At 61.8% G+C, this 22,136-nt stretch carries 20 protein-coding genes; 5 read left to right on the top strand and 15 right to left on the bottom strand.

Features of this window, described 5'->3' with window-relative positions:
- Nucleotides 1–18: 18 nt before the first annotated feature.
- The 6 genes from O6760_RS06365 to pobA all read right to left on the bottom strand — a co-directional run bounded on the left by O6760_RS06365 (nt 19) and on the right by pobA (nt 4,763).
- Nucleotides 19–855, bottom strand: coding sequence for a 3-keto-5-aminohexanoate cleavage protein (locus tag O6760_RS06365; protein ID WP_269584649.1), 837 nt, complete (start codon nt 853–855; stop codon nt 19–21).
- A 194-nt stretch (nt 856–1,049) separates the two neighbouring features.
- A complete protein-coding gene (gene pcaG, locus O6760_RS06360; protein WP_269584648.1) occupies nt 1,050–1,670 on the bottom strand; it encodes a protocatechuate 3,4-dioxygenase subunit alpha in 621 nt (206 codons plus the stop codon).
- 3 nt (nt 1,671–1,673) lie between these two features.
- Nucleotides 1,674–2,402 (bottom strand): protocatechuate 3,4-dioxygenase subunit beta, encoded by a 729-nt coding sequence (pcaH, locus tag O6760_RS06355; protein ID WP_269584647.1) that lies wholly within the window; start codon nt 2,400–2,402, stop codon nt 1,674–1,676.
- A 24-nt stretch (nt 2,403–2,426) separates the two neighbouring features.
- The gene (gene pcaC / locus O6760_RS06350; RefSeq protein WP_269584646.1) at nt 2,427–2,810 is read right to left on the bottom strand and encodes a 4-carboxymuconolactone decarboxylase; all 384 of its coding nucleotides are present in this window, start codon (nt 2,808–2,810) and stop codon (nt 2,427–2,429) included.
- Nucleotides 2,803–3,594: a 3-oxoadipate enol-lactonase gene (gene pcaD, locus O6760_RS06345; protein WP_269584645.1), complete on the bottom strand. Its 792-nt coding sequence runs from the start codon at nt 3,592–3,594 to the stop codon at nt 2,803–2,805. Before pcaD ends, pcaC begins: the two co-directional genes overlap by 8 nt.
- Entirely contained in the window at nt 3,594–4,763 is a 1,170-nt protein-coding gene (gene pobA, locus O6760_RS06340) for a 4-hydroxybenzoate 3-monooxygenase (protein WP_269584644.1), read from the bottom strand. The genes pcaD and pobA overlap by 1 nt, the downstream gene beginning before the upstream one ends.
- A 92-nt stretch (nt 4,764–4,855) precedes the next feature.
- Between pobA and pcaQ the strand changes: the two genes are divergently transcribed.
- Nucleotides 4,856–5,776: a pca operon transcription factor PcaQ gene (pcaQ, locus tag O6760_RS06335; RefSeq protein ID WP_269584643.1), complete on the top strand. Its 921-nt coding sequence runs from the start codon at nt 4,856–4,858 to the stop codon at nt 5,774–5,776.
- Here the strand turns inward: pcaQ and O6760_RS06330 are convergent, their stop codons facing one another.
- On the bottom strand, nt 5,777–6,730 hold the full coding sequence (locus O6760_RS06330) for a glucokinase (protein WP_269584642.1): 954 nt from the start codon (nt 6,728–6,730) through the stop codon (nt 5,777–5,779).
- A 315-nt stretch (nt 6,731–7,045) separates the two neighbouring features.
- On the opposite strand from O6760_RS06330, the gene O6760_RS06325 reads away from it, so the two are divergent.
- Nucleotides 7,046–8,260, top strand: coding sequence for an ROK family transcriptional regulator (locus O6760_RS06325; RefSeq protein ID WP_269584641.1), 1,215 nt, complete (start codon nt 7,046–7,048; stop codon nt 8,258–8,260).
- A 215-nt stretch (nt 8,261–8,475) separates the two neighbouring features.
- On the opposite strand, the gene O6760_RS06320 is transcribed toward O6760_RS06325, so the two are convergent.
- The 8 genes from O6760_RS06320 to O6760_RS06285 all read right to left on the bottom strand — a co-directional run bounded on the left by O6760_RS06320 (nt 8,476) and on the right by O6760_RS06285 (nt 16,813).
- Nucleotides 8,476–9,531, bottom strand: a complete 1,056-nt coding sequence (locus tag O6760_RS06320; protein ID WP_269584640.1) for a sugar phosphate isomerase/epimerase family protein — start codon at nt 9,529–9,531, stop codon at nt 8,476–8,478.
- Between the two features lie 84 nt (nt 9,532–9,615).
- The gene (gene mgrA, locus O6760_RS06315) at nt 9,616–10,659 is read right to left on the bottom strand and encodes an L-glyceraldehyde 3-phosphate reductase (RefSeq protein ID WP_269584639.1); all 1,044 of its coding nucleotides are present in this window, start codon (nt 10,657–10,659) and stop codon (nt 9,616–9,618) included.
- A 12-nt stretch (nt 10,660–10,671) separates the two neighbouring features.
- Nucleotides 10,672–11,793, bottom strand: coding sequence for a Gfo/Idh/MocA family protein (locus O6760_RS06310; protein ID WP_269584638.1), 1,122 nt, complete (start codon nt 11,791–11,793; stop codon nt 10,672–10,674).
- Between the two features lie 9 nt (nt 11,794–11,802).
- On the bottom strand, nt 11,803–12,549 hold the full coding sequence (locus tag O6760_RS06305; RefSeq protein WP_269584637.1) for a sugar phosphate isomerase/epimerase family protein: 747 nt from the start codon (nt 12,547–12,549) through the stop codon (nt 11,803–11,805).
- Nucleotides 12,550–12,582: 33 nt separating this feature from the next.
- Nucleotides 12,583–13,674: an ABC transporter ATP-binding protein gene (locus O6760_RS06300; RefSeq protein ID WP_269584636.1), complete on the bottom strand. Its 1,092-nt coding sequence runs from the start codon at nt 13,672–13,674 to the stop codon at nt 12,583–12,585.
- 8 nt (nt 13,675–13,682) lie between these two features.
- Entirely contained in the window at nt 13,683–14,531 is an 849-nt protein-coding gene (locus O6760_RS06295; RefSeq protein WP_269586221.1) for a carbohydrate ABC transporter permease, read from the bottom strand.
- A gap of 70 nt (nt 14,532–14,601) precedes the next feature.
- Entirely contained in the window at nt 14,602–15,495 is an 894-nt protein-coding gene (locus O6760_RS06290; RefSeq protein ID WP_269584635.1) for a carbohydrate ABC transporter permease, read from the bottom strand.
- A gap of 79 nt (nt 15,496–15,574) precedes the next feature.
- A complete protein-coding gene (locus tag O6760_RS06285; RefSeq protein ID WP_269584634.1) occupies nt 15,575–16,813 on the bottom strand; it encodes an ABC transporter substrate-binding protein in 1,239 nt (412 codons plus the stop codon).
- 215 nt (nt 16,814–17,028) lie between these two features.
- Between O6760_RS06285 and O6760_RS06280 the strand changes: the two genes are divergently transcribed.
- The 3 genes from O6760_RS06280 (at nt 17,029) to O6760_RS06270 (ending at nt 22,136) form a co-directional block, all read left to right on the top strand.
- Nucleotides 17,029–18,063 carry a LacI family DNA-binding transcriptional regulator gene (locus tag O6760_RS06280; RefSeq protein ID WP_269584633.1) on the top strand — a complete coding sequence of 345 codons (1,035 nt, stop codon included), beginning with the start codon at nt 17,029–17,031 and terminating at the stop codon, nt 18,061–18,063.
- 474 nt (nt 18,064–18,537) lie between these two features.
- The gene (locus tag O6760_RS06275; RefSeq protein ID WP_269584632.1) at nt 18,538–19,227 is read left to right on the top strand and encodes a PstS family phosphate ABC transporter substrate-binding protein; all 690 of its coding nucleotides are present in this window, start codon (nt 18,538–18,540) and stop codon (nt 19,225–19,227) included.
- 14 nt (nt 19,228–19,241) lie between these two features.
- Nucleotides 19,242–22,136: a bifunctional diguanylate cyclase/phosphodiesterase gene (locus O6760_RS06270; protein ID WP_269584631.1), complete on the top strand. Its 2,895-nt coding sequence runs from the start codon at nt 19,242–19,244 to the stop codon at nt 22,134–22,136.

Here is a 22,136-nt window from a genome sequence, read left to right as displayed (position 1 = left end):
GCCATCAAAAGAGGCGGGTCAAGCGGCCTTCAACGGGAGGTCCAGAATATCGCGCGCCTGCCGCCAGGTTGCGACCGGCCGCTCGTATTTCTCGCAGAGATCCGCCGCCCGCTTGACCAGCGCCGCGTTGCTGGGTGCCAGCGTGTTTCGGTCAAGGCGGACATTGTCTTCCAGGCCGGTGCGGGTGTGGCCACCGGAGGAGATGCACCACTCGTTCAGTGTCAGCTGGTGCTGGCCGATCCCGGCCGCACACCATTCCGCGTCAGGCGCAAGCCGCTCAACCGTCCTGATGTAATAGTCGAAGACGTCCCGGTCGACCGGCATGGCGTTTTTTACACCCATGACGAACTGCACGTAGAGCTTGCCCGGAATGCGCCCGTCCCTGTTCATCGCGGCGGCCTGGTGGATGTGGCTGAGATCGAAGGCCTCGATTTCCGGCTTGACGTGATGGGTGCGCATTTCGCTCGCCAGCCAGTCGACCAGATCCGGCGGGTTCTCATAGACCCGGGTGGGAAAATTGTTCGACCCGACCGACAGCGACGCCATGTCGGGTTCCAGCGGAAGCATGCCGCCGCGTGCCTGGCCGGCACCGGACCGGCCACCGGTCGAGAACTGGATAATCATGCCGGGGCAGTGCTTTTCCAGGCCTTCCTTGAGCCGTGCGAATTTCTCCGGATCGGAAGACGGCGTCTCGTCGTCATTGCGCACATGGGCATGGACGATCGAGGCACCGGCCTCGAAGGCTTCCTGCGTGCTTTCCACCTGCTCGTCAACGGTGATCGGCACCGCCGGGTTGTTTTCCTTTTTCGGCAGCGACCCGGTGATCGCGACGCAGATGATGCAGGGCTTGGTCATGGGTTTCTCGTTGTTGGTTTTTCGGCCAAGGCATTGACCGGGACTTCAAAGATTTCTCTGACGTCATCCTGAGGAGGGCCGACAGGCCCGTCTCGAAGGATCTGCGGCTATCACAGAGCCTGTGGCCGATCCTTCGAGACGCCTTGCCGCGCCAGGCTCCTCAGGATGACATCGAAAGTGTGGATGTGCTTGCCTTACACATCAAAGAACACCGTCTCGTCTTCACCCTGCACCTTGATGTCGAAGCGGTAGACCGTCTTGCCGTCGCGCACGGTCTTCTTTGCGATCAGGGTGGCCCGGCGGCGTTCCCATTCGATCAGGTTCAAAACCGGATCCTTGGCGTTGGCCTCGCTCTCGTCCTCGAAATACATGCGCGTGTTGAGACCGATATTGATGCCGCGGGCGACGATCCAGAGATTGAGATGCGGCGCCTGGGTGCCGACATTGCGGCCGGGACAGGGCCCTGGCTTGATCGTGTCGAAGCCCCATTCGCCGGTTTCGAAATCGGTGATCACGCGGCCCCAGCCGCGAAACCCGTCTTCAACGTCTCCGCCGCCTTCCGGATGGGCGTAGTTGCCGTCCGCATTGGCTTGCCAGACTTCCAGCATGACGTCCTTGATGGGTGAGCCCATGCCGTCCATGACGATGCCCTCGACGCGGATTCGTTCGCCGCCGGCGTTGGGACCGGCAATGTCCCAGCCGAGTTCCTGCTTGTAGATGTCGAAGCCGGCGGCGCCCGGCGCAAGGCCGATATGGACGTAGGGGCCGGCTGTCTGCGAGGCCGTTTCGGGCAGGTAATCGAGTTTCTGGGGCATGGCTCAGTTCCCCTCCAGGCGGTTTTCGAACAGGGTCGACCGGCGTCCGCGCAGGACAATGTCGAACTTGTAGGCGATCGTGTCCAGCGGAATGGTGCCATTGAGATCAAGCTTGGCGACCAGCTGCTCGATGGCATCCGGATCCGGAATCGTGTTGACGATCGGGCATTTCGGGATCAGCGGATCGCCCTCGAAATAGCACTGGGTGATCAGGCGCTGGCAGAACGCCGTGCCGAAGATCGACATGTGGATATGGGCGGGCCGCCAGTTGTTGACCCAGTTGCGCCAGGGATAGGCACCCGGTTTGACCGTGCGGAAATAGTAGTAGCCGTTCTCGTCGGTGAGCGTCCGGCCGCAGCCGCCGAAATTCGGATCGATCGGGGCGAGATAGGTGTCTTTCTTGTGGCGGTAACGGCCGCCGGCATTGGCCTGCCAGATTTCCACCAGCGTGTTCGGGATAGGTCTTGCATTTTCATCCAGCACGCGGCCATGCAGGATGATCCTTTCGCCGATCGCGCTTTCGCCCGGCTTGGCGTAGTTGAAGATCAGGTCCTTGTCGAGCGGATCGATGTCGTTGTGGCCGAAGGTCGGCCCGGTGATCTCGGACACCGAATTCTGCAGGCTGATCAGCGAATATTGCGGCGAGCGCGAGACGCTGGTCTTGTAGTCGCGGGTCAGCGCGGGCGGATGGAGCTCGCGGTCGCGTTGGTAGAATTCACCCGGTTTGAGCATGTTCCTCTCCTCCTTAAGGAGTCTTCAGGCCTGATCGGCCTCCATTTCTGCGTAAGTCTGCTTGGCCAGTTTCAGCGCCTGGTTGGCGCGCGGAACGCCCGCGTAGATGGCCACGTGCTGGAAGGCTTCCAGCACGTCCTGCTTGCTGGCCCCGGTGCGGGCCGTTGCCCTGATATGCATCGGGATTTCCTCGAAATTGCCGAGCGCGGCCAGCAGGGCCAGCGTCAGCATGGAACGTTCACGCGTGCTGATGCCGTCGGAGGCCCAGACATTGCCCCAGGCGGTTTCGGTGATCAGCGTCTGGAACGGCTCGTCGATCGGGGACTTGGCTGCTTCGGCGCGGTCGACATGATCGTCACCAAGCACGGATCGGCGGACCTTCATGCCGGTTTCGAAACGGTCAGACATTAAGGCCCTCCTTCAGGAACTTGATGAGATGGCCGGTGAATGCGTCCGGCTGCTCGACACAGGGCAGGTGCCCCGCTTTTTGAATTTCAACATAATGGCTGCCCGGAACCAGCGCCGTCGTCGCCCGCACGATCTCGGGCGGGCTGGCCAGGTCTTCCGTTCCGGCAATCCCGAGAACCGGCAGGCGCAGACCCGCAGTTTTCTCCGTGAGATTGGCGCTGGCGATGGCCTCGCAGCAGCCGATATAGCCTTCTTCCGGGGTCCGGATCAGCATGTTCCGCCAACCGCCGGCTTCGGCGTCCTTGAGAAAGTCGACGCAGAACCAGCGCTCCATGATCGCGTCGGCAATACTCGCTAGCCCGTCGGTGCGGATCTTTGTAATCCGGTCCCGCCACATGGCCGGTTCGCCCATCTTCACCGCCGTATCGGCGAGAACCAGGCCTTCAATGCGTTCCGGCTGTCGGCTGGCCAGCGCCTGGCCGATCATGCCGCCGACGGACAGGCCGACAAAGACGCAGGACTTGATGTTGAGGTGATCCAGGAACTGCTGGGCATCGTCGACGAGATCGTCCATGGAATAGGGCGCCGCCGGACAGGACGACAGGCCGTGGCCGCGTTTGTCAAAGCGGATCAGCCTGAGGTCGAGGTCCGAAAGCCGTTCGACCACCTTGTCCCAGAGCCTGAGATCCGTACCGAGTGAATTGGCGAAGACGATCGGCCGGCCCGACGGATCGCCATCCTCGCACCAGTGAATGTCAGCGGATTGAAGCCGTGCGATCTTCATCAGTAGGGCAGTCCGACATAGTTTTGCGCGAACCATCTCTGCGCAATCTCGTTGTAATGCAGCGACTCGATTTCCGCGCGCTGCATTTTCAGATCGAACTCCGCCTGGTCAGGGAACCGGTGCAGCATGTTGGTGGTTGCCCAGCTGAACCGCTCGGCCTTCCAGATCCGCGCCAGGGCCTTTTCCGAATAGGTGTCGATGCCATGAGTGTCCTTGTCCTGGTAGTACTGCACCAGGCCTTCATAGAGGTAGTGCACGTCGGACGCGGCGGTGTTGAGGCCCTTGGCCCCGGTCGGCGGTACGATGTGGGCGGCATCGCCGCACAGGAACAGCCGTCCCCAGCGCATCGGCTCGCAGACGAAGGAACGCAGCGGTGCGATGGATTTCTCGATCGAGGGTCCGGTGACCAGCTTGTCGGCAATCGCCTCCGGCACCCGGCGCTTCAGTTCTTCCCAGAATTTCTCGTCGGTCCATTCGAAGATGTCATCGTCGAGATTGCACTGGACATAATAGCGCGACAGGTTGTCGTTGCGCATCGAGCAGAGGGCGAAGCCGCGCTCGGAATTGGCATAGATCAGCTCGTCATGGACGGGCGGGGTTTCGGAGAGGACACCAAGCCAGCCGAACGGATAAACCTTCTCGTATTCCTTCAGGACGGTGTCGGGGATGGTCTTGCGGCTGACGCCGTGAAAGCCGTCGCAGCCGGCAACGAAATCGCAGTCGATCCGGCGTGCGCTGCCGTCCACGGTGAAGGTCACATAGGGCGCGTCGCTGTCCGCATCGCGGATCTCGACGTCCTCAACTTCGAAAATCGTCTGGCCGCCCACGCGGTCCCGGGCGTCGTAAAGGTCCCGGGTCACTTCCGTCTGGCCGTAGACGATGACGTTTTCGCCGATCAGCTTCTTAAAGTTGATGTCGAACATCTCGTTTTCGTAGGAGATGCACGTGCCGTGATGGACATAGCATTCCTTGTCCATCCGTTCGGCGACACCCGCCTCGCGCATCATGTTGACAAGGCCTGTTTCCAGAATGCCGGCGCGGATGCGGCCGAGAACATAATCGCGCGTCTTGCGCTCCAGAATGACGGTCTCGATCCCCTTCAAATGCAGAAGCTGGCCGAGCAAAAGGCCCGACGGCCCGCCGCCGACGATAACAACCTGAGTACGCATCCATTCCTCCCTGATTGATTTCATATTGAATGATCAAAAATGGGAAGTAAAATGAGATATGAGGCTTCTTACTTTCCGAAAATGGTAATTAAATGATCGATCGGCGCATCAAGTTCCGCCACATCCAGTGTTTCGTGGAAATCGCCCAGGAACGCAGCCTGAAACTGGCGGCGGACAAGCTCTATCTGACCCAGCCGGCCATCTCCAAGACGCTCAAGGAACTGGAGGAGATCATCGGCGCCAGCCTGATGACCCGCAACCGGGCCGGCATTCAGCTGACCAAGCAGGGCAAAGTGTTTTTGCATTTCGCGCAGATCTCGCTGGCAAGCCTGCAGCAGGGACTCGACGGGGTCGAGAAGGAAGGCGAACACGCGCGGGCGACGCTGAAGGTCGGTGTCCTGCCGAGCGTCGCGGCCAGTTTCATGCCGCCGGTGATCAAGGAATTTGCCGAACTTGCGCCCAATGTCATGGTCCGGATCATGGACGGACCGCATGGATACCTGATCGAACGGTTGAAGCTGGGCGAACTGGACCTTGTGATCGGCCGCCTCGGCCGCCCGGACTCCATGGAGGGGGTCTCCTTCACGCAGCTCTATTCCGAACGGGTCGACCTGATCGTCAGGGCGGGCCATCCGCTCCTGGAAAAGCCCGACATCAAGCGGATCGTCGACTGGCCGGTGCTCTATCCGCCGGAAGGCGCCGCGATCCGGCCCCTGGTCGAACGCTTCATGATCGCCAATGGCGTCGGCGAGATCCCGAACAGGATCGAAACGGTCTCCGGTGCCTTCGGCCGCGTCTACACGCGGCGGACGGACGCCGTCTGGATCATCTCTTCCGGTGTCGTCCAGAACGAGACCGCCGACGGTCACTTGGTGCGCCTGCCCTTCGAGACCGACATCACCAAGGGCCCGGTCGGCCTGATGACCCGTCCGGACACCCAGCCGGGCGCCGAGGAACAGGTGTTCCGACTGGCGGTGCAGACGGTGATTGACGAGCTAGGGCTGAAGTCGTGATCACATCCGTGCCGCGCAGCCGCTGAGGGCGGCGAAATCGTCGTCGAGCAGATGCACCGGAATGCCGGAGACCAGTTGCCGCTGCCGGCCCTTGGCGCGGAAGGCACCCTGGAATTCCGGCTCCGCCAGAAATCGGGACAGGCTGCGCGTGACGCCGCCGGTCAGCACGATGCCGCCGAGGGACAGGAACACCAGCGCCAGGTCACCGATGACCCGGCCGAGAAAGGTCACCCACTGGCGCGCGGCGGCTTCGCAAGCGCTGTCCTCACTCGCATTGGCCCTCGAAGCGATGTTGGCCGGATCAAAATCTTCCGGCGTCAGGCCCTGTTCCAGACAGTGCCATTCATAGATCTCGCGCAGGCCCTGGCCGGACAGGGCCCGTTCAACGGAGGCCCGGCCGCGGCCGCGGGCCAGATATTTCCAAAGACGCAGTTCGGCTTCGGTCTCAACGGCAAGCGTGGCGTGGCCACACTCGCCCGTGCCGACATGAAGTCCGCCATCGCTTTGAAACAGCGCTGCCGCGTTGAAGCCGGTGCCCGCGCCGACCACCAGCCGTGTCGCATTGCCGGGGACGGTTTGCGCGGAGCCGCAGACGGTCTTGAGCCGCTCCGGCGCCACCCGGTCCAGGGAATAGGCCAGCGCCTCGAAATCGTTGAGAAAGGTAACGTCCGCCCCGCCCAGCATCCTGCCGATACAAGTGGCATCAAAGGTCCAGGGATGATTGGTCATGCGGATGGTCTTGCCGTTGATGGGGGCGGCAATCGCGATCACGGCTGATCCGCACGCAGGATTGCCGGCACCTGCCAGGAACGCGTCTATGGCCTCTTCCGGCGTGTCGAAGTCCCGGTTGCGGTAGCGGGTGATCGTTTCCTCCAGGACACGCCCGTACTCCACCAGCGCAAGACGTGTGTTGGTGCCGCCGATATCGGCCGCAAGGCCCTGCCGCGCGGTCATGGGCGAGCCCCCGGGGCGATAGAGACACAGGAATTCCCGGACAGACCGGAGGCGGTTTTCGCCCGTTTGCCGGTTTGCACATTCGTGTCGGCGGAAGGCCGCACCACGGCTTCCGTTCGGCCCGGACAGACCTCCGCGCAGGTGCCGGCCTGCGCCGCCGGGACCATGGCCAGGGCCGCATTGGCGGCCCCCAAAATCAGTTTTCCCAACGTCTTCATGTCGCCCTGCGGGTGGTTCTGGAAGCCGTGTATCCTAGGCGAGAATATTTTATTTTGTCAAATTGATAGAAAAAACAAAATCTGATTGAGTGCGGCCATGAACGACAGCGCGCCGATCCCCGCATCCTTCCGGACAAGCGGCACCAATCTCACCCGCGCCAAGACCCACAATCACCGGGTCGTGCTGGAAGTCATACGGACGCGCGGACCGATCGGGCGCACGGAAATTTCCGAAATCACGTCGCTTTCCAGGCAGACGGTGCAGAACATCGTCGGCGAGCTGCAAAGCCGCGGCGTGGTTGAAATGAAGGCTCAGGAGGCGCGTGGCCGCGGCCATCCGGGCATGACCGTGCAGCTCAAGCCGGACCATGCCTTCAGCCTCGGGTTTCACGTCGACCGGCTGTCGGTCACCGCGACCGCCTGTGACCTTCACGGGCGGATCGTCTGGCAATCCGGCGGCAGTCTCGACGCTGCAACACCGGCCGCGGCCAACGACCGGATCATTGCGCTTGCGGAAGATTTCCGGGTCGCGGAACCGGACCTGGCGCCGCGGCTGCTCGGCGCCGGGCTGGCCGCGCCGGGACCGTTCGATCCGGCGGGCAAGACAGGAACCAGCGCCGACGCGACGGCCTTTTCGGAATTCGGGTCACCGGCCAATCTCGGCAGGCTGCAGGAAACGCTGCGGCTGCCGGTGGTTCTGCAGAACGATGCTTCGGCTGCCGCGCTCGGCGAGCATGTGTATGGTCTCGGACGGCGATATACCAGTTTCGCCTTCATCCAGTTCGGCATGGGGCTCGGTGCCGGGTTGGTCCTGAACGGCGCACTCTATGCCGGTGCTTCCAGGAATGCCGGCGAGATCGGCCATGTCATGGTCGATCCGGACGGCCCCTCCTGCAGCTGCGGCAACCACGGGTGCCTGGAACGGTACCTGTCGCTCAACGCGCTCTGCGAAAAACTGGGGCTGGAACCGACGGCGCATGCCTCGGTGGGCCGGATCGAGGCCTTGTTCGAGGCTGGTGATCCTGCAGTACTCGGCTGGATCGACACGGTTGCTCCCCTGACACGCCAAATGGTCAGCATCGTCGACAGGATGCTCGATCCGGAAGCAATCATTCTCGGTGGCATCATCCGCCCGGACTTCCTGCAGGCAATCCTGGACCGGGCGGCGCCCCTGCCCCGCCGGCTGGACGGCGCTCCTCAATCGGGCCGCATACACATCGGCACATCGGGTGCCAGCGCCGTTGCGCTCGGCGCCACCGCGGTGGCCGTCGATGCGCTCTTCGCCCCGTCCGTGTCGCACCTGTTGCTGTAGCGGCTGGAAGGTGCGTTCAAAGCTCGGAGACGAGCGCGCTTGGTAAGTAACTGGGAGGTCAATCGGCTCAAGGTGTCGCCCCGGACGACCGAAGGGAGATCCGGGGCCTGCTCATTTCCAGAGCAGTTGAGCTGCGAGTGGGCCCCGGAACTTCGCTTCGCTTGCCCGGGGTGACACTGGAACTAACAGCCAGGCTCAGTGGTTTTCAGTAAAGCCTACAATCCCAGCATTTTCCGGATCTGTGCCTGGTCCGTCTCCCCGCCGGCAAAGTCGTCGAAGGCCTTGTCGGTGACCTCGATGATGTGGCTTTCGATGAAGGGCGCGCCTTCGGCGGCGCCCTGTTCCGGGGACTTCAGGCAGCATTCCCATTCCAGGACCGCCCAGCTGTCGTAGCCGTACTGGGCGAGCTTGGAGAAGATGCCGGAAAAATCGACCTGGCCGTCGCCGAGCGACCTGAACCGGCCGGCCCGGTTCACCCAACCCTGGTAGCCGGAATAGACACCCTGGCGGCCATCCGGATTGAATTCCGCATCCTTCACGTGATAGGCGCAGATGCGCTCGTGATAGATGTCGATGAAGGCGAGATAGTCCAGCTGCTGCAGCAGGAAATGCGACGGATCGTAGTTGATCTGGCAGCGTTTGTGGCCACCGAGCGCTTCCAGGAACATCTCGAAGGTGGCACCGTCGAAGACATCCTCGCCCGGATGGATCTCGTAGCCGACATCGACGCCATTGTCCTCGTAGACATCCAGGATCGGTTTCCAGCGGGCCGCGAGTTCCTTGAAGGCTTCCTCGATCAGACCGGCCGGACGCTGCGGCCAGGGATAGAGATAGGGGAAGGCGAGTGACCCGGTGAAGCTGACGGAAGCGGTCAGGCCGAGATTTCGGCTGGCAACCGCCGCCTTCTTCATCTGGTCGACCGCCCATTCCTGCCGGGCCTTGGGATTGCCGTGCACCTCTGGCGGGGCAAAGCCGTCAAAGGCAAGGTCATAGGCCGGATGCACCGCGACGAGCTGGCCCTGCAGGTGGGTGGAGAGTTCGGTGATCTCCACACCGGCATCGGCGCAGATGCCCTTGACCTCGTCGCAATAGGCCTGGCTTTCGGCGGCCTTGTCGAGATCGAACAGCCGCCCGTCGAAGGTCGGGATCTGGATGCCCTTGTAGCCAAGGCCGGCCGCCCAGTTCGCAATGGCGGGCAGCGAATTGAACGGAGCCTCGTCGCCTCCGAATTGCGCCAGGAAAATTGCGGGTCCCTTGATCAGTCCGGCCATGGCCCTCTCCTTCACGATCGGCGCGCTCGGCGCCCTTGCTTGGTCGGACCGGCAGGCGCTGACGAGCCCCGCCGGTCGGTCCTTCTAGCGCGCCGGGCCGTCCCTTTCGGAGGAGGCGGCCCACAGGTTGATATAGGCATCACGCGTTGTGGCTTCGATTTCGGCCAGTTCCGCGTCCGAGAAGTCCAGGTTCCCGACGGTGCCGGCACAGTCCCTGACCTGTTCCGGCCGGCTGGCGCCGATCAGCGCTGTGGTGACCCGCCCCTTCCTGAGAACCCAGGCAATCGCCATCTGGGCGAGGGACTGGCCGCGTTTCTCGGCAATGGCGTTGAGGGCGCGAATGGTGGCGAGGTTGTCTTCGCTCAGGAACTGCTCTTTCAGGGACTTGCCCTGGGTTGCCCGGCTGCCCTCCGGAATGCCCTTCAGGTACTTGTTCGTCAGCATGCCCTGGGCAAGCGGCGAAAAGGCAATCGATCCGATGCCGAGATCGTCCAGCGTGTCGAGCAGGCCGTCCTCCTCCACCCAGCGGTTGATCATCGAGTAGCTCGGCTGGTGAATGAGGCAGGGCGTGCCCAGTTCCTTCAAAATGGCGGCCGCTTCCCGTGTTCGTCTCGAATTGTAGGACGAGATGCCGACATAGAGGGCCCGTCCGGACCGCACGATGTGATCGAGCGCCATCATGGTCTCTTCCAGCGGCGTCTCGGGGTCGAAACGGTGCGAGTAGAAGATATCGACATAGTCGAGACCCATGCGCTTCAGTGACTGGTCACAGGAGGCGATCAGGTATTTCCGGCTGCTGAACTCGCCATACGGGCCCGGCCACATCAGGTAACCGGCCTTGGACGAGATGATCATCTCGTCCCGGTAAGCGGCGAAATCGGTTCTCAGAAGCTCTCCGAAAGCCTGTTCCGCCGCTCCGGGCGCCGGCCCGTAGTTGTTGGCGAGGTCGAAATGGGTGATGCCGAGATCGAAGGCGGTGCGCGCGATCGCACGCTTGCGCTCATGAGGCGTGTCGTCACCGAAATTGTGCCACAGGCCGAGCGAGATTACGGGCAGTTTCAGGCCCGAATTCCCGCACCGGCGGTATTCCATGGCGTCGTATCGCGTGTCCGAGGCTGTCCAGGTCATGAAAGCTCCAGGTCAGGTCAGGAGCGCGCGCGCGGCCTCGGGGTCGAGGGCGGCGGGGCGCTCGCAGGTCGTTCCGATGTCGATGAACCGGCCGCTCTCGCCCGAGCCGAGAATCGCCGTCATCACATCGACAGCATGCAGAGCAAATTCCAAAGAGCAACGGTGCGGCCGGTTTTCCAGGATTGACTGGGCCATGTCGGCAAGACCGGCCGTGCGGTAATTGGCATGGCCGCGATCATTGGCCTTGGAGAACGGGTGCTGCCACGCTTCCGAGACATTCACGAAGCTGCCCTTGTCGGTCATGCGGATCTCGCCGCCGAAGAAATTCGGGTCGGGCACATGCAGCGTGCCGTCCCGGCCGTAGAGCTCCATGTTGGAATGGCCGTGCTGCCACACGTCCCAGCTGGCGCAATAGGTGATCTGCGCGCCCGAATGGAACTGCAGCACCGCGTGGATCGTCGTCGGCGTTTCCACCTTGATCTTTTCCCCGTTGCGCGGCTCGGACGTGATCGTGCGGTATTCCGATCCGGACGAACTCATGGCGCAGACCCGTTTCACCGGACCCAGCAGCTGCACCAGGTTGGAGATGTAATAGGGGCCGAGATCGAGGATCGGGCCGCCACCGGGCTGGAAGAAGAAATCCGGGTTCGGGTGCCACATCTCCATGCCCGGGCTCTGCACGAAACAGGTGCCTGAGGTCACCTTGCCGACGGCGCCGCTGTCGATCAGGTGGCGGGCAAGCTGGTGCGCGCCGCCCAGGAAGGTGTCCGGCGCGGAGCCGATCCTGAGGCCCTTGGGTTCGGCAATGGCCGCAAGGGCCTTGCCTTCCTCGACGCCGAGCACGAAAGGTTTTTCCGAATAGACGTGCTTGCCGGCCTCGAGCACGTTTTTGGAGACCTCGAAATGGGCGGCGGGAACCGTCAGGTTGACGATGATATCGATGTCGTCGGCCCCGAGCAGGCCGTCGACGGTCTCGGCGCGCAGGCCGAACTCTTCCGCGCGGGCCTTCGCCGCGGCTTCGTTGAGATCGGCGCAGGCGCGCACCTCGATGCCCCTGAAGAGCGGAGCGAGGCGCATGTAGGCGGCCGAGATGTTACCGCATCCGAGGATGCCGATGCCAAGTGTTGTCGTCATGTCAGGTCCTCAGAACGTGCGGAAGGCTTCGATGGAGCGGGCGGCGAACCGGTCGACATCGGATGGTTTGTCATGCTCCATGACGAAGAGGTCGACGCCGGCACCCCGGAGCGCGGCCATGATCGCCTTCCAGTCCATGGTGCCCTGGCCGACATCCGCCCAGCCATCTTCGTCCGTGCACTCGCCTTCGGGAGCGATGTCCTTCACATGTGCCGTGGTGATGCGGCTGGCATGGCGGCCGATCCAGTCGATCGGATCCTGTCCGCCGCGTACGATCCAGGCAATGTCCGCCTCCCACTCGATCGACGGCGCGGTCTCCAGCAGGATGTCCATCGGCAGCCGGCCGTCGGCACAGGCCACAAATTCGAAATGGTGATTGTGCCAGCCGAAACGCAGGCCGGCGTCACGGACCTTCGCACCGATGCTTTCCAGGCGGGTGGCGATGTCCTGCCACATGGCGGCGTCCGGTACGCGCTGTTCCGGCGGCACGGCCGGTACGAACAGGCGCTCCATGCCGAGGGTCCTGGCGGTGTCGATCACCTTGGGCAGGTCGGTCTCGAACTGCTCCATGGGAAAGAAATGGCCCGACGGCATGGTGAGACCGTTGGCGTCGAGCAGGGCGCGGAAAGCGGCCGGGTCCTCGTAGTTGCCGCCGAAGCCCTCGACCTGGGTGTAACCCAGGCCTGCGAGCCGGCTGAGCACTCCGTCCCACGGGGTGAAGTCGCGCGCGGAATAAAGCTGGAATGAAACGTCCATGATCGTTGTCCTGAATGTCTGGAATAGACCGGATCAGATCCGGTTCTCGGTTGCCTTGTCGAAAATGTTGGCGTGTGCCGGATCGAAACCGACCTGGATCGTGTCGCCGTGGGAAATGGCGGCCTGACCGTCCATGCGGATCCACAAGGTCCGGTCGCCTGTGGTGATACGCGCGAGCGTGTCGGAACCAAGCGGCTCCACCAGCTCAACCTGGCCGTCCAGCCTGACCGGCGCGGAGGCGGCATCGGCGCCGTTGACAAAGTGTTCTGGACGGATGCCGAACCAGGCCTCGCCGGCGGCCGGTGGCCCGTTCTGAAAGGCATATCCGTCGAGCGGAAAGGCGTGTTCGCCGGTCTTGAACCCGTAGGTGCCGCCGTTTTCTTCCAGCGTACCCTCGAAGAAGTTCATGGTCGGCGAGCCGATGAACTCGGCGACATATTTGCTGGCCGGGCGGTTGTAGATCTCGTTGGGTGAATCCAGCTGCAGGATCCGGCCGCCACGCATGATCGCGATCCGGTCGGCAAGCGTCATCGCCTCGATCTGGTCATGGGTGACGTAGATCATGGTGTTGTCCAGCTTCTGGTGCAGCTGCTTGATCTCGACCCTGAGATCGGCCCGCAGCTTGGCGTCGAGGTTGGACAGCGGCTCGTCGAACAGGAACACGTCGGCGTCGCGCACCAGGGCCCGGCCAATGGCGGCGCGCTGGCGCTGGCCTCCGGACAGCGCCGCGGGCTTGCGTTTCAAAAGCGGCTCGATCTGCAGGATCTTGGCGGCCCGTTCGACCCTTTCCGCGATCTCGGCCTTCGGCAGCCCGGCATTCTTCAGGCCGAAACTCAAGTTGCCGGCGACCGTCATCTGCGGGTAGAGCGCGTAGCTCTGGAACACCATGCCGATGCCCCTTTTCGACGGCTCTTCCCAGGTAACGTTGCGCCCGCCGATGAAGATCTGGCCGCCGCTGATGTCGAGCAGGCCGGCGATGCAGTTCAAAAGCGTGGACTTGCCACACCCGGAAGATCCCAGGAGCACGAGGAACTCGCCCTGGCCGACATCGAGGTTCAGGTCTTTCAGGACGGTGAGGGCGCCGAAGCTCAGGGTCAGGTTTTTTATGGAGATGCTTGATTCCATGGAGGTCCTCAGCCTTTCACAGCGCCGGCCGCGATACCGCGGACAAAGAGTTTTCCGGAGACGAAATAGACGATCAGCGGCACCAGCCCGGTCAGGATGGTCGCGGCCATGTTGACGTTGTATTCCTTCACGCCCTGCACCGAATTGACGATGTTGTTGAGCTGGACCGTCATCGGATAGGTGTCCGGTTTGGTGTAGACGACGCCGAACAGGAAGTCGTTCCAGATCCCGGTGATCTGCAGGATGATCGCGACCACGAAGATCGGCAGGCTCATCGGCAGCATGATGCGGAAATAGATGCCCCAGAACCCGGCTCCATCGACGCGCGCCGCCTTGAAAAGTTCTTCCGGAACGGACACGAAGTAGTTCCGGAACAGGAGCGTCAGGATCGGCATGCCGAAGATCGTATGCACGATGACGAGGCCGGTCAGCGATCCATAGACACCGATTTCCCGGAGCACGATCACGATCGGGTAGATCATCACCTGATAGGGAATGAAGCTGCCGAAGATCAGGATGGTGAAGAACACTTCCGCGCCCTTGAAGCGCCAGTTGGCGAGCGCATAGCCGTTCACCGAGGCGATGGCGATCGACATGATCACGGACGGAACGGTGATGCGCACCGAATTCCAGAACCCGCGGCTGAGCCCGTCGCAATTGAGGCCGGTGCAGGCTTCCGCCCAGGCTTTCACCCAGGGTTCGAAGGTGATTTCCAGGGGGGGCGCGAAGATGTTGCCGAAACGGATTTCGGGCATTCCCTTCAACGAGGTCACCACCATCACGTAGAGCGGCAGCAGGTAATAGACACTGATCACGATCAGCGTGCCGTACAGCATGATGTTGCGCCGGGACAGCATCGGTCGCGGCCGGCGTCCGCTCGGACCGTCCTCGAGCGGGACCGGAGCGGCGGCGGAAGGGTCGGTTGTCTTAAGCACGGCGCTTGCCCCCGAATTCCAGATAGGCCCAGGGAATGACGATGATCGCCACTGTCAGCAGCATCACGGTCGATGCGGCGAAGCCCTGGCCCAGGTTCTGCGATTGGAACATGTAGTCGTAGACGTATTTCGCCGGGACCTCCGAGGCGATGCCCGGCCCTCCGCCGGTCTGGGCGACGATCAGGTCGTAGACCCGGACGATGCCGGAGGTGATGATGACGATGGTGGTGATGAAGACCGGCCGCATCATCGGAATGACGATGAAGAGGTAGGTCTTCCACATCGGAATGCCGTCGACCCGTGCCGCCTTCCAGATGTCCTCGTCGATGCCGCGCAGGCCGGCCAGCATCAGGCACATGACCAGGCCGGTACCCTGCCACAGGCCGGCGATCAGGACGCCGTAGATGACGATGTCGGCGTTGTAGAGCGGATCGAAGCTGAAGCTTTCCCAGCCGAGATCGCGAACCACGCCCTGGATCCCGAAATCCGGGTTCAGCAGCCACTGCCAGACCAGGCCGGTGACGATGAACGACAGGGCGAAGGGATAGAGAAGGATCGTCCGGAAAGTGTCCTCGAAGCGGATTTTCTGGTCGAGCAGCGCCGCCAGCAGAAAGCCGATGATCAGTGAAAAGATCAGCGACAGGCTGCCATAGATGAGCAGGTTCTCGATCGACACCAGCCAGCGGCGGGTTGACCACAGGCGCTCATACTGGTCGAAGCCGACGAAATTCGCCTTCGGCAGCAGCTTGGACTTGGTGAAGGAATAATAGATCGTCCAGGCCGTGCAGCCGACAAAGATCACCAGGGCCGTCATGACCATCGGGATCGAGGCGATCTTGGCATTTAGATTTCGGAACGGCTGAAAAGGACGGGTGCTGTTCGCCATTTGCTGCTTCCCGGCAGAAGAAGGAAGAAAAAAGGACCGTGGAACCCTTTCGGGCCCCACGGTTCTGGAGGAAGAGCGATCAGTCCGCTTGAGCGACGATATCGACGAAGCGCGCCTGGGCGTCCTCAGCCGTAATGCTCTCGTCGTTGAAGAACTCCACGAACAGGTCGTTGAGCTGCGTGTTGGTATCTTCCGTGTTGAGCTGGTTGGTGTCCGGAAGCGTGTTGCCGGCGGCGAGGATCTCCAGCCCCTTCTTCATGCAATCGTTGGCGGCCGCCAAGTCGACGTCGCCGCGGATCGGCAGGGAGCCTTTTTTCAGGTTGAAGGCGACCTGCACTTCCGGCGAGACCATCAGCGAGGCGAGCTCGTCCTGGGCTTTCTGGATTTCCGGGTCGTCGACCACCGGGAAATAGAAGGCGTCTCCGCCCGTCGAAATCACCTCGTGGACACCCAGGCCGGGCAGGCAGGTATAGTCCTCGCCGGCGACCTGGCCGGCGACCTGAAATTCACCCTGGGCCCAGTCGCCCATGATCTGGCCCCCGGCCTTGCCGGTGATCACCAGGTTTGTCGCCTGGTTCCAGTCCTGCACGTTGGAACCCTGCCGCATCCGGCGGGCATCCTCGGCGGCCTTGAAGACGCGTGCGATTTCCGGACCGGCGGCGACTTCGGCATCCTTTTCACCGTAGACCTGCACCAGCGTTTCCGGACCCGCAAGGGTTGCCAGCAGAACGTTGAACAGTCCGGAGTTCTGCCACGGCTGCTGGCCGAGGGCGAGCGGAACGATGCCGGCAGCTTCCAGCTTCGGCGCGGCGGCGACGAACTCGTCCCAGTTGTTCGGAACAGGGACACCCGCTTTCTCGAAGGCGGCGTTGGACAGCCACAGCCACTGCCAGGAATGGATGTTCACCGGCACGCAGTAGATTCGGCCGTCCACGGTGCAGCTGTCGAGCAGGGAGGACGGATTGACGAGGTCCTTCCAGCCTTCGGCTTCCGCGATGTGGGTCAGGTCGCGCATCAGGCCGGCTTCGATCAGCTCTTCGGTCTGGCGGCCATGGTTGAACTGGGTGGCGCCCATCGGGTCGCCGCCGATGATGCGGCTGACCATGACCGGGCGGGCCGTGCCGCCGCCGCCGGCGATGGCACCGTCGACCCAGTTGTGTTCGGTCTTCTCGTTAAAGGCTTTGGCGAATTCGGCAACGGCCGCGGCCTCGCCGCCGGATGTCCACCAATGCGTGACTTCCAGGTCGGCGGCCTGCGCGGCGGTGGCCGCGCACAGGGCAGTGGTTGCTGCAAAAACTGCGCGTAATGCTTTCATCATGTCCTCCCATCGAACTGTTTGTCCGATTGTCCTCGCTATGCGGCCTCCACCGCATGTTTTGTAATCGATTACATTTTGTTGTATTATTCATGTAATCGATTACATTCATCATTCTCGGGAAACGCTTCCGTGTCAACCCGGAATGTCGATACCCTCGCGAAGGCTTGCGGGATCCGGCCAGAAAGCAATGACAATCAGAAGCTTGGGAGACAGGCTTGGTTCAAAAAACGGCGCGTATTCGGGATGTCGCCAGGGAGGCGGGCGTCTCCACAGCGACGGTCAGCCGTGCGCTGAGCAATCCCGAGCTGTTGTCCGAAGCGACGCGGGAACAGGTTTTCGCCGCCATCCGGGCCACCGGTTACCGGGTCAACAGGGCCGCGCGCAACTTGAGGACCCGCCAGGCCAGGGCAATTCTTGTTCTCGTGCCCAATCTCGGCAATCCGTTCTTTTCCCAGATCCTGGCCGGTATCAGCGAGGCCTTCGGCGACCGGGACTATTCCGTGCTGATCGCGGACACCAAGGATCGCGCGGCGGCCGGAAAGCGCAGTGTCGACTATTTCCTGGATTCCCAGATCGACGGCATGATCTGCCTGGACGGGTCGTTGACGCAAAATGAACTCCAGCTCTTCGAGGAAAACGGGGTTTCCGACCGGATCGTCTTTGCCTGTGAATGGGTCCACGGTGTGAACCTGCCTTCCGTGCGCAGTGACAACGTCCGGGGTGCGCAGCTCGCGGTGCGCCACCTGTATGAGCTCGGCCATCGCAAGATCGCCCATGTTACGGGTCCCCAGGACAACGTCCTGACCCACGCCAGGCGCAAAGGCATGCTTCTCGAGCGGGAGCGGCTCGGTCTTCCGGTGTACGGGGAATGGATCATACGAGGCGATTTTTCCCTGGAGTCCGGGCGTTTGGCGGGCGAGCGTATTCTGGTCATGCGGGACCGGCCAACGGCCGTCTTCTGCGCTTCGGATCAGGTGGCCTTTGGCCTGATCTCCGTTCTGACCGCCAATGGGGTCCGGGTGCCTCAGGATATTTCCGTTGTCGGCTTCGACGATATCGAACTGTCCGAATATTATGTGCCGGCCCTGACAACCATTCGCCAGGACAGGCGGGCTCTTGGATCTCAGGCGTCCTCCCTGCTGTTGACTTGCATCGATGCCGGAGAAGACACGACCGGTCTTGGGCGGGATCCCGTCATGGTCGATGTCGAACTGGTCGTGCGCGGCAGTGCGGCGCCCGTATCAGAATAACGGCAGCGAACGAGGCCCTGCACGCAATGATCTTCCGTTCGGGAACGGCGCAGCTATTCAGAGAGATTGGCTGCCATCTCGCAAGAAACATTAAAGTAAATACGTATAAGTCAACATTGCTACGAGATAGATTTGGCTGGTCGAATGATCTCCGGATGAATTCACGGGCAAGTAGGCAAGAAAATTCTCGTAGGCAAATATTTCCTATGTCGAAAGTATCATTCAATTTGAGAGATTGTTCAGTTCTATTTCGTATTTCAAATTCGAATACACATTTATCGTAATTAATCGCAGTGATTTAGCGTTTAATTAACTTGAATGCGGCATTCTAGATAGTACACACAGATATCGGTGGTAAATATGCGCAGTTTGGCCTTCGGCTTGGCATTGTCACTTTGCTCACTCTTCATCCAGACTGGATCCGGTTCGGCACAAACCAGTCTCACGGTTGTCGGGACCGGAGACGGGCTTGAAATGCTTCGGGAAATCGGGCGCGGATTTTCCGCGGTTTATCCTGACGTGGAGCTGGATATTCCTCCTAGCATCGGCTCCGGCGGTGGCATTGCCGCTGTTGGTTCCGGTGCGGAGCGCATGGGCAGGGTTGCCCGGCCCCTGTCCGAAAGCGAGGTCGAATACGGGTTGGAATACCAGCCGATCGCGAGGATTCCGAGCGCCATTTTCACCCATCCTTCTGCCGGCGTTGATGCCCTCACCAGTGAAGAGCTTGTCGGGCTCTATTCGGGCGAGATTACCAACTGGTCCGAGCTGGGCGGTGCGGACCTCCGTGTCCGGCTGGTCAGGCGGGAAGACACGGACAGCACTCTTCAGGTGCTCCGGGGGACGATGCCGGGCTGGCAGGACCTTGAATTCTCTCCCCGAAGCAAGACGGCGCTCACGACGCAGGACGCCATCGAGACGGCACGCGATGTCGAGGGTGCCATCGCTTTCGGTCCTTATTCGGGCCTGCTTGAAGAGGGGCTCACCATTCAGAAGATCGACGGGTTTCATCCGACGGATGACGGCTATCCGAGCGCCGTGACGCTGGCTCTGATCTACAAGAACGGAACGCTGGAACCGGACATGGAGGCTTTTCTCAATTACAGCCTGTCAGGTCAGGCTCGGGAATTGATACGCAATTACGGTGGCGTCCCCGTCAGTAACTAGCGAACAAGATCAGTATGTTTCGTCACTCGTCCCTCCTCTGGCACTACACCTATGGCGCCGTTTTCACGGCCATCTGCGCTTTTGCCGGTCTCATCGGACTGGTGGCCTATCAGCTTGAAGGCAGCATGGCCCGTCAGGAGGCGGAACTCCTGCAGCTGTCCCATGCCCGTTTGCTGGAGACGCTGACAGCGGATGTGAAGCTGGCCGGTACCCGCCTGGAGTTCCTGTTTCAGGACAGGCTCCGACGGGTCAATGCCATCTCGGAACGCGTGGACACCGCAAAGGCCGTTGAATCGCGCAACAACGTTGCCATGTCGGAATTGCTGGGACCTGCAGCGAAGCTCGCGGATGTGGACGGACTGGTCGTTCTGGACGAAAAGGGACGGGTGATCGGTGCCTCGTCCTATTCCGCCGATCTGGTTGCGCTCAACAGCAGAATTCGCAGCTCCGGTTTCTTCGGCAGGATCTCGGCGTCCCTGAAGGACAGCTATCCGGGCGGGAAACAGACCTTCTCCACCATTCTTCCGCGCAACGAGACCAGCATCTTTGTACCCGGTGACACGGTCAACGCGGTCTCGCAGGTGATCTTCACGCCGGTGTTCGACGACTTCGGCTATGTCATCGGCGGGTTGCTGGCACAGCGCTGGTTGCGGGTCGAAGAACCCATGCTCGTGGACCTTGCCGAAATCAATTCGTTCGAACTGGCCCTTGTCTTCGACAACAGGATCATTTCCCGGGCCAATTTCTATGGCGACCTGTCCGATCTGGAGCAATCGCCGACAGCACCCAACATTACCCACAACGGAGCCCGGATAATCGAATGCGGCGTGCCGGTGCCACCGGTGAGCATCTGTGCCCTTTTACCCATCGAGGCGCTGACCGCGACCCAGGCCGAATTGACGCGGATCGGCATTGAGGAAGAAGCCAAGTTGCTCAGGTGGCTGTTCCTGTTCGGACTGCTGGCGCTCGCGGCCTTTGCAACAGTGTCCTATCTCCTGTCACGGCGGATCACGCGTCCGCTGACAAAGATCACCCGCGTCCTGACCGGCATTGCAGCCGGCGATTTCGAAAGCCGCGTGGTCGGTACCGAACGGCTTGATGAGGTCGGTGACATTGCCCGCTCGGTGGTTTCCCTGCAGCGCTCGGTCAAGGAACGTGACGCGCTGCGCGAGCGCGTGCACGAGAAAAACACCATCCTGCGCTCTCAGGAAACGCAATTGCGCGAGCAGAACATCCTGTTCGACGCTGCCCTCAACAACATGTCACATGGGCTGTGCATGTTCGACCGGGACGGTTGCCTCATTGTTTCCAACCAGAGATTTGCCGAACTGTTTGAACTTGACCGCGGCAGGGTGAAACCGGGCATGACGGAAACGGAGGTCGGTGCGCTTCAGCAAGTCGAGATGCTGGAGCCGGAAGAGATGCCCCGCCAGGACAGGCACATTGGTCCGCAACGAGGCGCTGCCACCGGCACGCAAAGCACCAAGATGGAGAGGACCCGCTCCGACCGGATCGTTCTGACCACGCGCCAGCCTTTGGCCGACGGAGGCTGGGTTGCCATTTCCGAGGACATCACCGAGCGGCAGGAGGCGCGTGACCGGCTGGCCTTCCTCGCTCGCCACGACCTGCTCACCCAGCTTCCCAACCGCATCGAGTTCCGGGACCAGATGGAAATCCTGCTTTCCCGCCAGCAGGACGAAGGCGGAGAATTTGCGATCCTCTGTCTGGACCTGGACGAGTTCAAGATGGTGAACGACTCGCTCGGACATCCGATCGGGGACGAGTTGTTGCGACAGGTTGCCGACCGGCTCAGGGACATGTGCGGCGACCAGGACCTGGTGGTCCGGCTGGGCGGCGACGAATTTGCCATTTTGACGAAGTTGCCGGTCGGTTCCCAGGAGGTGGAGGATCTCGCGGAACAGGTCATCTGGAAGCTGTCGCAGCCGTTCTATATTGCCGATCATGAAATCGTCATCGGTGTGAGCATCGGCATTTCGGTGGCCAGGGGCGACGGCATTGCCGGCGATGACCTGTTCAAGCAGGCGGATCTCGCGCTTTACCGGGCCAAGGAAGACGGCCGCAACACCTACAGGTTCTTCCAGGTGGACATGGGCACGGCCGTGAACGACCGCCGGGAATTGATCACCGACCTCAGAGCGGCGGTTGCAAACGAGGCGCTGGAACTTTTCTTCCAGCCGCAATACGAGCTCAAGGACTACAGGATTTCGGGCTTCGAGGCGCTGGTGCGCTGGAACCATCCCAAGCGGGGGATGGTGCCGCCGGGAGACTTCATACCGATTGCCGAGGACACCGGACTGATCCTGCAACTCGGTGAATGGGTGCTCAACGAAGCCTGCCGGGTCGCCGCCGGCTGGCCGGACGACCTGCGGGTCGCGGTCAACCTGTCACCGCGGCAGCTGCGCGGGCACGCCTTCGGCCCGGTCCTGATCAAGGCGCTGGCCAATTCAGGCCTGAGTGCGGACCGGCTTGAACTGGAAGTGACGGAAACGGTGCTCTTGACCGATTCCGAAGAGGTTCTGGATGCCTTGCACCAGGCCAAGACCCTCGGCGTGAAAGTGTCGATGGACGATTTCGGAACGGGCTATTCCTCGCTGAGCTATCTGCGCCGTTTCCCGTTCGACAAGATCAAGACCGACCAGTCCTTCGTGCGGTCGATGGCCTATTCGGACGATTCGATATCGATCGTGAAGGCCGTCATCGAACTGGCCAGGAATCTCGATATGACCACGACCGCCGAAGGCGTCGAGACCCGGGAACTTCTCGACATGCTTGCCGAAATCGGCTGCACCGACGCGCAGGGCTACTACCTGGGGCGGCCGATGCCGGTCGCCAGTGTCCAGGAACTGATCTACTCGAGCCGGCAAAGCCTGGCAACGGCGGCCCAGTAG

It is taken from the genome of Roseibium sp. Sym1, from assembly GCF_027359675.1.
GTDB lineage: Bacteria > Pseudomonadota > Alphaproteobacteria > Rhizobiales > Stappiaceae > Roseibium.
The sequence above is the reverse complement of the archived record's forward strand: the minus strand, read 5'-3'. Positions and strand labels throughout refer to the sequence as shown.